Source organism: Nonomuraea sp. NPDC050680 (assembly GCF_040654555.1).
GTDB lineage: Bacteria > Actinomycetota > Actinomycetes > Streptosporangiales > Streptosporangiaceae > Nonomuraea.
The window spans coordinates 17,040-31,775 of record NZ_JBFAIF010000017.1; the positions used below are offsets into that span (position 1 = coordinate 17,040).

A 14,736-nucleotide genomic window follows, 5' to 3' on the forward strand; every position below is an offset into this window, starting at 1 on the left:
CGCGAACGCCTGCGAACGCCCGCCGCGAACGCCCGCCGCGAGCGCCTGCGGACGCCCGCCGTGCAGGCCCGCGCGCGAAACGCCTGCGGCGGGCCTGCGCAATGCCTGTCAGGGGTCCGGCGTGCTGTTCTTTTCGGCTGACGTCGGCGCGGGCCGGCAACCCTGGGAGCACCCCTCGAATCGCGCGGTGTCGATGGGGGAGAACGAGGTCGGGGGCACACCCGCCAACGCCCCGATCATCGTGTCCTTCCAGATCGGCCCGGGAAGGGTGGCACCCGCCACCGCCCCGTAGTACCGCCCGCCGATGGTCACGCCGGTCAGCTTGTGTTCCTGGGAGCCGCGCGGGTCCCCGATGCTCACCGCCGCCGCCAGGTCCGGGGTGAACCCGGCGAACCACGCCGAAGCGTAGTCGTCGGTGGTGCCGGTCTTGCCGGCCGCGTCGCGCCCGATGCCCCCGACGTCGCGCATCGTGCCCTTGGTGAGCACGCCGGACAGCACGTCGGCCGTCGCGTCGGCGATCGCGGGGTCGAGCGCCTGACGGCACTTCGGCCGGTACCGGGTGGCCTTGCCATCGCGGTCGGTGACCCGGGTGATCGCCGCCGGTGCGCAGTACTTGCCGCGTGCCGCGATCGCCGCGTACGCGGTGGCCACGGTCACCGGGTCCATCTCGTTGATGCCGAGCGTGAACGTCTCGTACTCCTGCAGCTTCCGCCCGTCCGAGCGGCGGATGCCCAGTGACTTGGCCGTGGTGACCGTCTCGCAGAGCCCGGCCCGCCGCTCGAGTTCCATGAAGAAGGTGTTCACCGAGGCCCAGGTGCCGGTCCGCAGCGTCTTCCAGCCTGGAGAGCCTTCGTCGTTGGTGACCGTGTGCGTCGGGTCGCCGATGTTCTCGCCCTTACAGTTCTTGAACGTCGAATAGGCCGGCGCCCGGTATCCGGCGCCCGCGCTCAGGCCGTCGTCGAGCTTCATGCCGTTCTTCAGCGCGCTGATCAGGGTGAAGGTCTTGAACGTGGAACCGGCCTGGAACCCGGCGCCGCCGCCGTGCACGGCGTCCGCGACGAGGTTGTAGGAGATCTCGTTCCTGGCGCGGTCGCTGCCGTACGGCCTGCTCGCGGCCATGGCCCTGATCGCTCCGGTGCCCGGCTGGACCAGTGCCTCGGCGGCGACGGGATCGTCGGAGGCGGACACGTGCTTCCTGATCGCCCGATCCGCGGCCCGCTGCATGACGGGGTCGATCGTGGTCCTGATCGTCAGGCCGCCGCGGTTGAGCATCGCCAGGCGCGCCGCGGCGGTCTTGCCGAAGTCGGGGTTGTTGAGGATCTCCTGCCGGACGTACAGGCAGAAGTACGGATATTTGCTGGATTCGCAGCCGCCGGGGAGCTTGGTGCCCTTGTAGCCGAGTTTGGTGGCCTTCGCCGCGGCCGCCTCGGCTGGGGTGATCTTGCCCAGCTCGGCCATCCGGTTCAGCACGACGTTACGGCGGTTCAGCAGCCTGTCGCGGTGCTTCCTGTCGATGTTCGGGTCGGTGGCGTTCGGGTCCTGTACGGCTCCCGCCAGCGTCGCCGCCTGTGGCAGGGTGAGCCGGTCGGCCTTGACGCCGAAGAACCGCTTGGCCGCCGCCTCGACACCATAGGCGCCGGCCCCGAAGTAGGCGATGTTCAGATATTTCTCGAGGATCTGGTCTTTGGTGTACTTCTCCTCGACGCCCATGGCGTACCGCAGCTCGTTCAGCTTGCGCGCGTAGCTGGCCTCCAGGGCAGCGTTCCGCTCCGCGTCGGTGCCGGCGGAGTTGAGCAGCACCTGCTTGACGTACTGCTGGGTGATGCTGGACCCGCCCTGGCTCACCTTGCCCGCCCGCAGGTTTTTGGCCAGCGCTCGTACGGTGCCCTCGATGTCGATCGCGCCGTGCTCGTAGAAGCGGTAGTCCTCGATCGCGACGATCGCCGTCTTCATGACCTCGGCGATCTGGTCGAGGCCGACGACCTCCCGATACTCCTCGTAGAAGCGCGCGATCTCGCTCCCCTTGGCGTCCTGCACGATCGTGACCTCGGCCGGCGGCGGCTCGACGAGGGCGACCGGCTTGAGCTCCGCCTCGCCCACCGCCGACGCGAACCCGAGCGCCGCACCCCCCACGGCCGGCACCGCGATCCCCGCCACGAGCAACCCCGCGGCCACCCCGGCCGCAGTGAGCCGTACGATCTTCGTCCCCCGACGCGCCATCAGAGCCCCTCTTGTTCAGCAGAGGGCAGGAGCAAATCAGAACTGATCGGATGATGTCTAATAGCGCTATACGGCCGCGATCGATATCCAATTCTGTATGATCCCTGGTCAAGGGGCAGGCTGACGGGCTGAGAGGCCGTGACCGGATTCGAACCGGCGTCCACCGCTTTGCAGGCGGTTCCCTGAACCACTCGGGCACACGGCCAAGCAGACGAACGGTCAGGAGCCGGCGCGCCGGGCCAGACGCTCGTCGAGGTGCTCCAGGCTGGACAGGAACCAGACGTGGTCACCCTGGTTCGTCTCATGAACGAAGTCGCGCAACGCCGAGCTCGCCGCCGTGTGCCGGGAGATGTCACCCATGATCACCAGAAGCAGCCGGTACATCGTGAACTTCTGCATGATGTCACCCGCGATTCGGGTGCGGAGTTGGAAGAAGGCGTCGTCGAGCCGTTCCGCCGGAATGACGATCACCTCGGCGCGCTGCCCCCACGCCTCGCCCACCAGATCGGTGGCGGCGCGTTCGTCCTTGATCGGTTCGCCATCAGGGGCGCACGAGAGAACACGGAATCCCTGAATAAGGGAAAGCGTTTCAGGCATGAGGATATTCACTCTCTCGAAAAGGGGAGAAAACTAAAGATGCGCGCGCGACGTCATTTGACCGCGCGGCGGGAAACCGCCTGTAGAGCGGTGGGCAGAGAGGGGTTGCGCGTCAGGCGCGACAACAACGACAACAGGACGAAGCGGCCGGATCGCAGGCGGGGCAGGCCATCATGGCTGCTACCTTCCTGTCCATCGTCCGGCTCCTGACCTTCGTCTGCAGGCGGTCGGTGAATTCACGCCTGATCGTCATTTTCCAAAACAACAATAGCGACGGATATCGGCGACGTCAATCGCCGGGACTCGTGAGAAGGATCAGCGCCGGCTTTCGAGGACCGACTCCGCATTCGCCATGTCGTCGGTGGCGATGACGATCCGTACACCGCCGAAAGTCGTGTAGGCGAGGTCGATGTTGACGTTGGCGTCGGCCAGCTGCCGGGTCAGGTCGCCAAGGGCGCCCGGACGGTCGTCCATGTCCGCCACGAGTACGGAGCGCTCGTCGGCGATCCCCATCCCGGCGCCTTCGAACGCCTGCCGGCATCTGGTGGCGGCCTCGTCATCGACAAGCACGTGTACGACGCCCTTGCCCTCTCCGGTGAAAGCCGCGAGACCCTGGATGTTCACGCCCGCCTCACCGGTGATCCTGCCGAGTCGGGCCAGCTCACCCGGCTGATCATTGAGGATCACAACAATATCTGTTGGCATCGTCCGCCGATCCTCTCACTAGACCTCAAAAGCGACAAAGCGCATGTGAGGCGACATTAATGAGGAAATTTCCCACCAAACGGCAACGTATTGAGCCTTTGGGCAAAGCTTGTCCGGCGCATATCCCACCCGCGACCATAGGCACGTGAACCCACAGGCGTTCTACCGCGACCCGTACCCCGTCTACACCGAGGCTCGCCGGACGCAAGGGCTTACCTTCGTACCCGAGCTGGACGCCTGGCTGGTGAGCAGGCGCGAAGACGTACGCGAGGTGCTGGGCAATCCTGAGCAGTTCTCGTCGGCCGGCGCGCTGCGGCCCGACTACCTGCCGAGCAAGGCCGCGCTCTCGGTGCTGAGCCAGGGGTTGGGTGGCGTGCGGACGGTGCTCGGCGCCGATGGCGACGCGCACCGGCGCCTGCGCCGGCCCCTCGTCAGAGGGCTGTCGCACGCCAAGGTAGCCGCCGCGCTCCCGTTCGTCACCGAGCGGGCCGAGGTGCTCATCGGCTCCTTCGCCGGTGATGGTCAAATCGAGTGGATGGCCGCGTACGCCAGGCCGCTGCCCGCCGCCGTGATCGGCCACCTGGTCGGCCTGGACCCCGCCGACGCGCCTGGCGCGATTCGCGGGGCGCAGGGAGCGGAGAGGCTGGTGTTCACCGAGCTGACGGAGGCCGAGCAGGTCGAGGTCGCGGAAGAGATCGTGGACATGCAGCGGCTGCTCGACGGCTACGCTCGCGCGCGGAGGAGGGCTCCGTGTGACGACCTGTTCACAGAGATGGTCCGCGACCTGGCCCCCGGCTCTGAGGACCTCACGCTCGACCAGCGCAAGGAGATCGTGTCCAACGTCCAGAACCTGCTGCTGGCCGGCCACCTGACGACGACCGCGCTGCTCGGCACCGTGGTGCTGAACCTGCTGCGCGATCGCCGCCAGTGGGAACTGCTCTGCGAGCAGCCGCGGCTCATCGCCGCGGCCATCGAGGAGGCACTCCGGTTCGAGGCGCCGGTCCAGGGCTTCCGGCGTACGGTCACCACCACAGTGACGCTGAGCGGCACCGAGTTGCACGAGGGCGACGTGGTCTTCGTGTCCTTCGCCTCAGCCGGCCGAGACGCCGACGCCGATGCCGACGCGCGGGCGGACACCGCCGCGCGGGCGGACGGCGACGTGCGGGCGGGCGGCGACGTGCGGGCGGGCGGCGACGTGCGGGCGGACGAGTTCGACATCGGCCGGGACGCCTTCCGTCACCTGTCCTTCGGACATGGTCCGCACGGGTGCCCAGGCTCGCAACTCGCCAAGGAGCAGGTCCGGATATCCCTGGAAATCCTGATCCGCGAACTCCCCGGCCTACGCCTGGCCAGCCCCGACATCACGATGGCCCCCACCCTCATCCACCGCTCTCCCGAGACGCTCTTCCTCACCTGGTAGGCGTCTGGACAGCTCCACCCAGATCTGTCACCATTTCCACCATGATCGTAGGAAAGGACGACGCCACCTTCATCTGGTGAGCGCTCTCGTGCAGCGGGAAGCTGCCGAAATCCGCGAAGAATGGCTGGACTCGACGCTGTCGACCATGCCCGCCGACCGTCCGGCCAAAGAGGCCGCCATCTCCGAGCTGTACCACCTGATCGGGCTCGCCCCGCCGCGTTTCCACTGGGTCTCGTCACCGCTCGCGGCTCTGGAGACCGTCCCGCCGGGTCTACGGCCTTCGGAGGCCGGCCGGCACATGTCCCAATGGCCGCTGCCGCCTCGACTCTCCGCACTGATGAGAGAGCTGTGCCTCGCACTCGACACGCGGGTCAGAGCGGAGCCGATGGACCGGCTGGTTCGCCGGGAGGTGGTCGGCCCGCTCGCGCGATCCACCCAAGATTCGCTCCTCGTGCCGGTCCGGGCGGCGCATGACCCGCGGGAACGCCGGATGAACGGCTGGTACGGCGTGCAGTGCGTCTCCTGGATCGCCCACTTCGACGCCCTCCGTCGAACGGCCGGCGTGGTCTTCGCGACCGAGCGGGCCAGGCAGCTCGATCTGTGGGCGACAGCGGCCCGCTCGGGCGGCTGGTGGTGGCCTCGGGAAGGCGTGTGCGTCATCTCCGAACGGCCCGTCGCCCTGCGCACGGAGGTGTGGAGCGACGACGGCGAGGTCCGGCTGCACTGTGCCGACGGCCCCGCGGTGCGTTACGCGGACGGGTGGGACGTGTACGCCTGGCACGGCACACAGGTGCCCCCCTGGGTGATCACGGGTCCGGACGTCCACCGGATCGCCCAGGAGGCCAACGTCGAGGTCAGGCGGTGCGCGATCGAGCGCATCGGCTGGGCCTCGTACATCGAACAGGCCGGCCTGCGGCTCATCGCCGCCGCGCCGGACCCCGGCAACCCCGGGTCGGAACTGCGGCTGTACGACATGCGCAAGGAGACCAAGGTGCTCCTCGCGGTCAATGGGTCCGTCGAACGCGACGGGCACCGCCGCCGGTACGGGCTGACCGTGCCGGGGTTCCTCGCCGACCCGCTCGAAGCCGCCGGCTGGACCTACGGGTTGTCCGCCGAGTAGTACTCCCTTCTCGTACGCCGAACCTGAGGTGATCTCCATGACTGTGACTCTTGCTTCCCTCTCCCTGCAGACCGGACTCGCCGTGCTCGACCACCTCGAGCAGTCGGTGAGTATCCCCGTCGTCGACGGGCTCCAAGCCCAGGGCGACCTCATCGTCATCCCGCTCTCCGTCGTCGCGTCGTCCGTACGGCCATGGAGCCCGGCCACCTGGACGGACGTACCGCCTGAAGGGGTCGAACTCCTGCGTGGTGCGGCCGGCGGCAACCCGCACACGCTCGTCGCCGACCCGGGCACCTGCCGCTGGACGGTTGACGTGTCGGACTCCGACTGGCTGGCGATCGGCATCTTCGAGACCTCCGCCGTCGCCTACCTGCTGCATCCGGAACACGGGGCCACGGGGTGTACGCCGGGCACGTACGTCATCCGGCGGCAGCGCGAGCACGAGGGCCGGAGGAGCCGCCTCGTGGCGGACTGATCTCCCAGACTCCCCTTGACCGGTCGGAGCGCGCCCGCGTGATCTCGCGAAACCAACCCACCGCGGGCGGTTCCGACCATGATGGATCTATGGGTTCAGCCGACGAGGAGACATTGCGTGCACGAGCCGAAGCCGGCGACCCGGAGGCGATGGTCGCCCTGTGGCTGGCGTTGCGGCATGGGCCGCGGGCCGGTGAGGGTGACGCCTGGGTGCGGCGGGCGGTGGAGGCGGGTTCCACCGAGGCCATGCGCAGGCTCGGCGCGTGGTGTGGCCGCCACGATCCCGCCGAGCAGGAGCGACTGTACCTCCGTGCCGCCGAGGCGGGGGATCGTACGGCCTTCTCGCTGCTCGCGCACTTCTACGACAAGCAGGGGCGGCGGCCTGAGGAGGAGATCTGGCTGCGTCGCGCCACCGAACGCGGGTTTGACTGGTCGCTGAGTTCGAAGCTCGCCCTGCTCCTGGCGATACGCGGTGCCGACGACGAAGCGTGGGAGGTCTGCCTGCGGTCCGACGACCCGGGCGGCGAGGTCCACCAGCTCGCCGTGTCGCTCTCGGAGGAGGGGCTGCAGGAGGCGGCCGACCGGTGGATGCGGGACGCGTACGATCTCGGCTCTGGATCGGCGGCGGTGTATTACGCCGAGCGGCAGGAACGCGACGGCGACCTGGCGGGCGCGGAGCGGCTCTACCGTGAAGCCGGATCCGCCTGGTCGCTGGTCGAGTTCCTTGAGCGGCGGGGTCGCGTGGCTGAAGCCCGGTCGCTGCAGGAGCGGCGGGGCGACAGCGAGTGGTTCGCGGCGTTCCTTGATCGCCATGGTGATTCCGGCGAGGCCACCGCGATGCGGGACAGGATCCGGCGGGACAGCTCTGACGCCCTCGAAGCGGCGGATTGGGTGACGGTCGTCGCCACTGTCGTGACGGCGTCCGCGCTGGTGCCGTTCGTTGAGGCGCTGATCGGCCGCGTGGCCGAGGACAGCTATGACGGAGTACGCAACAAGCTACGCAAGCTCGCGCGCAAGCTCGCCAAGGGCAACGAACCCGCCGAGAGCACGTTGATCGTGGTCAGCGATCCCGACTCCCGCCTGCGGCTGCACATGCGTACCGACGCGACGGACGAGGCGCTGGCCGCGCTTCGCGACGTCGATCTCAGCGGCCCGCGCGGTGCGCTTCGATGGAATCCGGAGACACGCAAGTGGGAGCACCGACATGGCCAAGACATAGGAAAGGCCAAATAGGACCTCCTGAGAGGCGCCGGATGTCGCGCCGGGAGAAGGATCCATGGTGCCCCGATGATGGAGGGGCATGTGTGGACAGCGCGGGAGGTTTCGTGGAACTCGGGTTGAGGGACAAGGTCGCCGTCATCACCGGTGGCAGCTCCGGGATCGGTTTGGCCGTGGCGCAGGGGCTCGCCGCCGAGGGCGCGCATCTCGTGCTCGCCGCCCGCGTCGGCGACCGCCTGGAGGAGGCGGCGCGCGGCATCCGCGAAGCCCACGGTGTGCGGGTGGTGCCCGTCCCGTGCGACGTGGCGACCGCGGACGGCACAGCGATGCTGATCGAGGCGGCCGAAGAGGGCTTCGGGGGCGCGGACATCCTGGTCAACAACGCCGGAGCCGGGTCCAACGAGACCATACTCGAGGCCCCGGACGACAAGTGGCAGGCGTACTGGGACCTGCACGTCATGGCGGCGGTACGGCTGGCCCGCGGACTCGTGCCCGGCATGCGGCGGCGCGGTGGCGGGGTGATCCTGCACAACGCGTCGATCTGCGCCGTGCAGCCGCTGTGGTACGAACCCATCTACAACGTGACCAAGGCCGCGTTGATGATGTTCTCCAAGACACTGTCGACGGAGGTCATCGACCACAACATCCGGGTGAACTGCGTCAACCCCGGCCTGGTCCTCACCCCCGACTGGGTGAAGACCGCCAAGCAGCTGACCGCCGACAGCGGCGGGGACTGGCAGGCGCACCTCGACGAGGTCGCCCGGGAGCACGCGCCGATCAAGCGGTTCGCCACCCCGGAGGAGGTGGCGGACTTCATGGTCTTCCTGTGTTCGGAGCGGGCGGGCTATTCGGTGGGTTCCACCTACTTCGTCGACGGCGGGATGCTCAAGACGGTGTGAGCCGGGGGTCAGGTGAAGTGCGCCTCGGCTCGCAGCCTGCCGGATGCGTCCTGGACGCTCAGCTGCCCCGACTCCGGTGAGCCGGTGACGACGAACGGCTCGCCCTCGAAGACGGGACGGCGCAGGCGGTAGGTCAGCCCGGTGATCCGCCGCCCCAGGGTATGCCGTCGGGGCAGCTCGGCCATGAGGACGGCGAGCAGCGGGCCGTGCACGACGAGGCCGGGGTAGCGCTCGACGTCCGTGCAGTAGCGCTGGTCGTAGTGGATGCGGTGGGCGTTGGCGGTGAGCGCGCTGAAACGGAACAGCAGCGGCGGAGTGGCGGTAACCGCAAGCCGCCACGCAGCATCACCCGAAGCCGAAGCCGAAGCCGAAGCCGGAGCCGAAGCCGAAGCCGGAGCCGGAGCCGGAGCAGAAGCTGGGGCCGGGGCCGGGGCAGAAGCGGAGGCTGGCTCTTCGGGCTGTGGAAGCGTCTCGCCGGGAGTCGCCCCCTCGGTCGGCGGGTCCGAGCGGTAGACCAGGTCCTGCTCGTCGACCAGTCGCAGCTCCCCACTCTGCCGGTACTCGTACCGCACCGTCACGAACAACAACTCTCCCGTCCGCCCCTCCTTCGGCGTGACGGCCGCCAGCTCAGCGGTCCGTACGGCGGGCCGCCCCATCTCCAGCCCCCGCCGCGCCCGCATCCGCCCACCCGCGATCATCCGTCGCCGATGGGGGATGGGCGGCAGGAAGTGACCCTCGGCCGGATGGCCGTCGAGGCCGAGGGCGGCCTGCGGCGGCCACTCCAGGAAGTACAGCCACTGCCACGGCAACGGCAGCGCCTCACCGGCGGTCGGCGGCGCGTCGAGGACCGCCGCCAGGGCCGCCGCGGGCTGGGGTGAGATGACGTCTTCACTGGTCACGGGCTTGGGCTGCCAGTCGCGTAGGTAATCCAAGAGCGTCATTCGCCTACCACCTCTTGAGCGCGTTACCGAGCCGCCACGGCCGCGGACCTCGGCAGCGGTACGCCCGGCACCCCATCCGTACGAGGCTATCGGCGATGTCGGCGGCGAGCGGCAGGTGGTGACCCCAACTGGCGGAAGAGCCGTCCAGGCCGCCCCTGGGACGGTTAGTGTCACTCCGGACACGAGGAGTGATGATGACCATGCTGGCGCGGGCCGTTGAGCTCAAGGCCGAGCTGATCCACTTTGCCACCTCCGGCAGGTTCGAGCGCGAGCTGGGCGGGGTGCTCGACCGCTTCTACGCCGATGACCCGCCCGCCGACGAGGCCGCGGCCTTCCTGCCCATCGACTACTTCACCCACCAGCACCTGCTGGCCAGCGGCGACACGGTCATCGACCGGTTCGTGCGCGAGCGGCCCGACCTGACCAGGGCCGAGGTCGAGCTGCTGTCGAGCTGGAAGCAGGTGGTCGAGGGGGTGTACGAGGTGCGGGTGGTCGACGGGGCGGCCGTGCGGCTGTTCAACCTCGTGGACGAGCTGGTCTACCGGGCGTACTCCAACCTGGGTGAGGCGGCGTTCGAGCAGCTGCGGCCAGGGATGTACGTGGTGGGCAGGCTGGTGCCGCTCGGGCTCGACTGGCTGATCAGCGGCACGCCCGCGGTGCACGCCGCCGCCGCGCGCGACACGCTCCTGTCGGTGGCCGCGCACATCGCGCTGGAGCATCCCGACTGGGTGTTCCGCAACCCGGTGCTGCTGACGCGGGCCAGGGAGCTGCAGAGCGAGCAGCGCCGGTGCTTCATCGGCCACTTCGGGGCCGACCTGGTGGTGCTGCGGCCCGCCGAGCTGGCCGACCGTATGCGCGGCTACCTGGCCTACCAGTCCGGGCGCCTCGGCGGCGCGGCGCCGGCCACGGAGGAGCTGCCCGTACGGATGGACGGGGCCGAGACGGTGGCCCTGATCTTCGACGAGGTGGCGGGGCTCGGCTACTACGCCGACTTCGGCAAGCTGGAGGAGGTCTTCCTGGACCCCGCTCTGGTCGCCCGGCGGCCCTATCGCGAGCTGGTCAGCGCCTACCTCCGGGGCGACGCCGTCTCGCCGGTGCCGATCCGGCGGCTGGCCGAACGCGATCCTGAGAAGGCCGGCGCGGTCTTCGCGAAACTGCTGAACAAGCGCGGCTTCGTATGGGAACGCAGCGGCGAGCTGCTGCTGCGCACCCACAAGCCAGCACATTTCACGGCCCGGCCCCTGCCCACGGTCATACCGGTCACCGGGGCCATCGCCGAACATGTGGGAGCCGCCTGACTGCCCCCGAAGGTCAGGAGGCCTTCTCCTCCGGGAGCGGGATCCACTTGTGCGCCCAGACGACCAGCTCGTCTATGACCGGGCGCAGCTCCTGGCCCATCTCCGTCAGGTGGTATTCGACCCTGACCGGCGAGGTGGCGAGCACTCGCCGCTCGATGAGCCCGGCCGCCTCCAGCTCCCGCAGGCGCCGGGCGAGCATCGTGTCGTTGACGCCGGGGATGGCCGCTTTGAGCGCGGCGTAGCGGTGCGCGCCTTTGAAGATCACTTGCAGCACGGCGCCCGACCACCGGGCGCCGATCAGTTCGAGGGCGGTGTGGAACCGGACGCACACCGAATCAATGCTCACGCCGTAGATCCTACCCAACCGCGACCTCATTTGCTAAGGAATATGTAGTTACTCAATAATGTTGAGCAGCTAGCTGTCTGAGACTGAGGAGCGTCACATGTCCAAGCCCGTACTGCAGGTAGTCATCGCCAGCACCCGCCCCGGCCGTGTGGGCAGGGTGATCGGGGAGTGGTTCTACGAGCGGGCCGTGGCCGGCGGCGATTTCGACGTCGAGCTGATCGACCTGGCCGAGATCGGCCTGCCCTTCCTGGACGAGCCGAACCATCCCCGGCTCAAGCAGTACGAGCACGCGCACACCAAGGAGTGGAGCGCCATCGTCGAGCGCGGCGACGCCTACGTCTTCGTGACGCCCGAGTACAACCACAGCTTCAACGCCGTGCTCAAGAACGCCCTCGACTTCCTGCACCAGGAGTGGCAGCACAAGGCGGCCGGCTTCGTGAGCTACGGCGGCGTCTCCGGCGGCACCCGCGCGGTCAACAGCCTGCGCCAGGTGGTCAGCACCCTGAAGATGATCCCGGTGGTCGAGGCCGTCAACCTGCCGTTTTATCCGCAGCTCGTCGAGGACGGCACGGTCAAGCCCAACGACGTGATGACCGCCGCCGCCGATGCCATGCTCGCCGAACTCGCCAAGCTCACGGGCGCCCTGCGTCCCATGCGCCTCTCGGCCGCCTGACTCGCCCGACCGCCGGCCTGACCCGCCCGACGCGAGAGACGCAAGAGACGCGCGAGAAGCGCAAGGGACGCGAGAGGCGCGAGAGGCGCAAGAGACGCGAGAGGCCAAGCATCCGGTACGGCCTGCCGGGCCGATACGGCAGGCCGGGTTATGTCAGGTTATTTCAGGACTCGTCGTCGTTGTCGATCAGGTTGTCGAGCACGCGGGTCACGGCGTCACCCAGTGGGCGGAACGCCTGGCTGAGCGCGTTCGCGAGCGGGCCGAAGATCTCCGTCACCTCATGGATCAGGCCTTCGGTCTTGCTCTCGGGAGGCGCCCAGCGCATCGCGTCGGCGCTCAACGTCTCCCATTCGTCGACGACACCGTCGATGGCGTCGAGAACATGGTCGGGATCGCTCGGCATGGCCCTCCTCCAAAAGCGCGGGAGTGGGATAAGGCCACGGTACATCTAGTGCGAAATGTGACGCCAGGACGTCAGACGGGGATGGAGACGCCCACACCGCCGCGCGTCTGGCCGCCGTACCTCTCCTTGTCGGCCGCGAGGTCGAGCGGCCGGATGCCGCTGCGCGCGGTCAGTACCTCCTTGGTGAGGAGCGAGGCGGGCACCAGCCAGGAGACCTCGAACTCCAGGCCGTCGGGGTCGTGCGCGTACAGGGCCTTCGTGGTGGAGTGGTCGGAGGCCCCGGCCAGCGCGCCGAGCTCGCTCAGCTTGGCCGCGACGCGCTCCAGCTCGTCGAGCGTGTCCACCTCCCAGGCCAGGTGGTAGAGGCCCACGGTGGACCGGCCGGCGGTGGACTGGCCCGCCCGCTCGCCGATCTGGAACAGGCCGAGGTCATGGTCGTTGGTCGAGCCGGCCGCCTGCAGGAAGGCGGCGCCGGGCATGGACATGACCACCTCGAAGCCGAGGGCCTCCCGGTAGAAGGCGACGCTGCGCTCGACGTCGCGTACGTACAGGACCGCGTGGTTGAGCCGCTGGACCGGCATGGTGAACCCCTTTCGGCGGAAGCTACCTCTAGTATATGAGAGTTCAACTAAAATGGGCGCATGACCCGATGGCTGGACGATGACGAGCAGCGCACCTGGCGTGACTTCCTGACCGCGACCCAGTTGGTGAACGAGGCGCTCGACCGCCAGCTCCAGCGCGAGGCGGGCATGCCGCACACCTATTACATGATCTTGGTGGCCCTGTCGGAGGCGCCGGAGCGGTCGATGCGGATGAGCGAGCTGGCCAACAGGGCGCAGAGCTCGCAGAGCCGGCTCTCCCACGCGGTCGCCCGACTGGAGGAGCGCGGCTGGGTGCGGCGCCGGCCCTGTGAGGCCGACCGGCGGGGCAGCTTCGCCGCGCTCACCGATGAGGGGTTCGCCGCGCTGGCCGCCGCCGCGCCCGGCCACGTGGCAGAGGTACGGCGGAGCCTGTTCGACATCCTCACCCCCGAGCAGCTGGGACAGCTCGCCGAGATCTGCGCGGCGGTGCGGAACACGCTGGAGCCGTAGCGCGAAACTGTCCCCGCGACGCCGTACGGTTCTCCCGGAAGTCGAACGAGGAGAGCGGATGCACGACACGGATGAGGCGCTGTTCAGGGCAGTCCACGGGATCGCCGGCCGCTTGGCCGGGCAGCCGGTGCCCGTGGTGATGGACGCCTTGCTACGCCACCTGCCCAAGGCCCCCGGCCTGGACATGGCCGAACTCCGCCGAATCGCCGAGGAGATCAGCGTCGGCAGAGACCCTTCGGGCTTGTAACCACCCCGGAGCTCGGCGGGTCCCGAGGGAGAACCCGAGAGAGCCCGAGAGAGCCCGACGGACTCCGGCGGACCCCGACGGGTGCGGACGGAGCTGGACGGACCCTGACGAAGGGTGCTGGACCCCCCACTCCCGAGCGGCGAGAAGCGATGGACCGTGCCCGGCCAAGAAGACGCACGTCACGGCGCTCAGCCGGTGAGGCGGAGGAGCGTGCCCCTGGAAGGCCGCCGACCCTGGTCGGCGGATGGGCCCTCCCGTGCCTGCCGTAAAAGAAAAGACCCTTAAAAAACCCCGACATCACCTCCGGGTCGGGTCAGGGGCGGCGCCGGATGTGGGAGTGGGCCGTGGACCGGGAAAGTAGGGCCATGACCGCAAAGAGGCTCTATCCCATCATCGCCTGCGGGTCGATCGTGTTCGCGGTGGTCGGGATCGTGGTCGGGCAGCTGGTGCCCGACTCCGGCCTGGACCCCCTCAACGTGACCGTCAGCGAATACGCCGTGTCCGACCGCGGGGGCGTCACGGAAGCGGCGATGATGGTGCTGGGCCTCGGTTCGCTCATCCTGTTGAAGGCGCTGAAAGCGGCGAACGCACCGGTGCGGGGGCTACCGGAGCGGTTGCTGTGGGTGTGGTCGGGGGCGCTGATCGTCGCCGCGCTCATCCCGACCTCGCCGATCGGCGCCGACCTGACCCTGACGGCGGAGATCCACCGTTACGTGTCCGTGGCGGCGTTCGTCAGCCTGCCCGCGGCGGCGGCCCTGCTGGTGCCCCGGCTGGCGGCCGACGAGGCGTGGAAGCCGGTCGCGCGGACCGTGGAGTGGGTGGCCCTGGCGGGCGGGCTCGGGGTGCTGGCGATCACCTACGTGGCGCTGCCCGGCGAGCGGGTGATGATCGGGTTGGTGGAGCGGTTGCTGCTGGGCGCGGAGGTGGCGTTGCTGGCGGTGCTCGCCGCGTGGTTGGTACGGCTGGCATGGGGACGGGCCATCGAACGACCTGCGGAATTCCCGACATATCATAGATTCGTCGCGAGTCGATCTTAAGAACCGCCTCATTTGGTGCTATTCTCTCCCGCGATCTTCTATCCGGG

General features: G+C 68.9%; 17 protein-coding genes and 1 tRNA gene. 10 read left to right on the forward strand and 8 right to left on the reverse strand.

What is annotated here, in order from left to right; translation table 11 throughout:
- Positions 1-108: 108 nt before the first annotated feature.
- The 4 genes from AB0H88_RS38620 to AB0H88_RS38635 form a co-directional block, all read right to left on the reverse strand.
- Positions 109-2,220, reverse strand: coding sequence for a transglycosylase domain-containing protein (locus AB0H88_RS38620; protein ID WP_357653468.1), 2,112 nt, complete (start codon positions 2,218-2,220; stop codon positions 109-111).
- A 133-nt stretch (positions 2,221-2,353) separates the two neighbouring features.
- Positions 2,354-2,425: transfer RNA gene (locus AB0H88_RS38625), tRNA-Cys, on the reverse strand.
- 14 nt (positions 2,426-2,439) lie between these two features.
- Positions 2,440-2,817, reverse strand: a complete 378-nt coding sequence (locus tag AB0H88_RS38630; protein ID WP_357653470.1) for a DUF4180 domain-containing protein — start codon at positions 2,815-2,817, stop codon at positions 2,440-2,442.
- Between the two features lie 315 nt (positions 2,818-3,132).
- Complete coding sequence (locus AB0H88_RS38635) at positions 3,133-3,504, reverse strand: hypothetical protein (protein ID WP_357653472.1); 372 nt, start codon at positions 3,502-3,504, stop codon at positions 3,133-3,135.
- A gap of 163 nt (positions 3,505-3,667) precedes the next feature.
- On the opposite strand from AB0H88_RS38635, the gene AB0H88_RS38640 reads away from it, so the two are divergent.
- The 5 genes from AB0H88_RS38640 to AB0H88_RS38660 all read left to right on the forward strand — a co-directional run bounded on the left by AB0H88_RS38640 (position 3,668) and on the right by AB0H88_RS38660 (position 8,653).
- Positions 3,668-4,942 (forward strand): cytochrome P450, encoded by a 1,275-nt coding sequence (locus AB0H88_RS38640; protein WP_357653474.1) that lies wholly within the window; start codon positions 3,668-3,670, stop codon positions 4,940-4,942.
- A gap of 76 nt (positions 4,943-5,018) precedes the next feature.
- A complete protein-coding gene (locus AB0H88_RS38645) occupies positions 5,019-6,062 on the forward strand; it encodes a DUF6745 domain-containing protein (RefSeq protein WP_357653476.1) in 1,044 nt (347 codons plus the stop codon).
- Positions 6,063-6,099: 37 nt separating this feature from the next.
- Positions 6,100-6,537, forward strand: a complete 438-nt coding sequence (locus AB0H88_RS38650; RefSeq protein ID WP_357653478.1) for a hypothetical protein — start codon at positions 6,100-6,102, stop codon at positions 6,535-6,537.
- 89 nt (positions 6,538-6,626) lie between these two features.
- On the forward strand, positions 6,627-7,769 hold the full coding sequence (locus AB0H88_RS38655; RefSeq protein WP_357653480.1) for a hypothetical protein: 1,143 nt from the start codon (positions 6,627-6,629) through the stop codon (positions 7,767-7,769).
- Between the two features lie 92 nt (positions 7,770-7,861).
- Positions 7,862-8,653 carry an SDR family oxidoreductase gene (locus AB0H88_RS38660; RefSeq protein WP_357653482.1) on the forward strand — a complete coding sequence of 264 codons (792 nt, stop codon included), beginning with the start codon at positions 7,862-7,864 and terminating at the stop codon, positions 8,651-8,653.
- 8 nt (positions 8,654-8,661) lie between these two features.
- On the opposite strand, the gene AB0H88_RS38665 is transcribed toward AB0H88_RS38660, so the two are convergent.
- On the reverse strand, positions 8,662-9,594 hold the full coding sequence (locus tag AB0H88_RS38665) for a hypothetical protein (protein WP_357653484.1): 933 nt from the start codon (positions 9,592-9,594) through the stop codon (positions 8,662-8,664).
- Between the two features lie 191 nt (positions 9,595-9,785).
- Between AB0H88_RS38665 and AB0H88_RS38670 the strand changes: the two genes are divergently transcribed.
- Positions 9,786-10,892 carry a hypothetical protein gene (locus tag AB0H88_RS38670; RefSeq protein WP_357653486.1) on the forward strand — a complete coding sequence of 369 codons (1,107 nt, stop codon included), beginning with the start codon at positions 9,786-9,788 and terminating at the stop codon, positions 10,890-10,892.
- 13 nt (positions 10,893-10,905) lie between these two features.
- On the opposite strand, the gene AB0H88_RS38675 is transcribed toward AB0H88_RS38670, so the two are convergent.
- The gene (locus AB0H88_RS38675) at positions 10,906-11,238 is read right to left on the reverse strand and encodes a helix-turn-helix domain-containing protein (RefSeq protein ID WP_357653488.1); all 333 of its coding nucleotides are present in this window, start codon (positions 11,236-11,238) and stop codon (positions 10,906-10,908) included.
- Between the two features lie 97 nt (positions 11,239-11,335).
- Here AB0H88_RS38675 and AB0H88_RS38680 point away from each other — a divergent pair, with 97 nt between their 5' ends.
- Positions 11,336-11,911, forward strand: coding sequence for an NAD(P)H-dependent oxidoreductase (locus AB0H88_RS38680; protein ID WP_357653490.1), 576 nt, complete (start codon positions 11,336-11,338; stop codon positions 11,909-11,911).
- A 163-nt stretch (positions 11,912-12,074) separates the two neighbouring features.
- Here AB0H88_RS38680 and AB0H88_RS38685 read toward each other — a convergent pair whose 3' ends face one another.
- Positions 12,075-12,314: a hypothetical protein gene (locus AB0H88_RS38685; protein WP_357653492.1), complete on the reverse strand. Its 240-nt coding sequence runs from the start codon at positions 12,312-12,314 to the stop codon at positions 12,075-12,077.
- Positions 12,315-12,385: 71 nt separating this feature from the next.
- Positions 12,386-12,895, reverse strand: a complete 510-nt coding sequence (locus tag AB0H88_RS38690; RefSeq protein ID WP_357653494.1) for a VOC family protein — start codon at positions 12,893-12,895, stop codon at positions 12,386-12,388.
- 60 nt (positions 12,896-12,955) lie between these two features.
- Here AB0H88_RS38690 and AB0H88_RS38695 point away from each other — a divergent pair, with 60 nt between their 5' ends.
- The 3 genes from AB0H88_RS38695 to AB0H88_RS38705 all read left to right on the forward strand — a co-directional run bounded on the left by AB0H88_RS38695 (position 12,956) and on the right by AB0H88_RS38705 (position 14,689).
- Complete coding sequence (locus AB0H88_RS38695) at positions 12,956-13,405, forward strand: MarR family transcriptional regulator (protein ID WP_357653496.1); 450 nt, start codon at positions 12,956-12,958, stop codon at positions 13,403-13,405.
- 58 nt (positions 13,406-13,463) lie between these two features.
- Positions 13,464-13,652 (forward strand): hypothetical protein, encoded by a 189-nt coding sequence (locus tag AB0H88_RS38700; protein WP_357653498.1) that lies wholly within the window; start codon positions 13,464-13,466, stop codon positions 13,650-13,652.
- A 365-nt stretch (positions 13,653-14,017) separates the two neighbouring features.
- Positions 14,018-14,689: a DUF998 domain-containing protein gene (locus tag AB0H88_RS38705; RefSeq protein WP_357653500.1), complete on the forward strand. Its 672-nt coding sequence runs from the start codon at positions 14,018-14,020 to the stop codon at positions 14,687-14,689.
- Positions 14,690-14,736 lie beyond the last annotated feature (47 nt).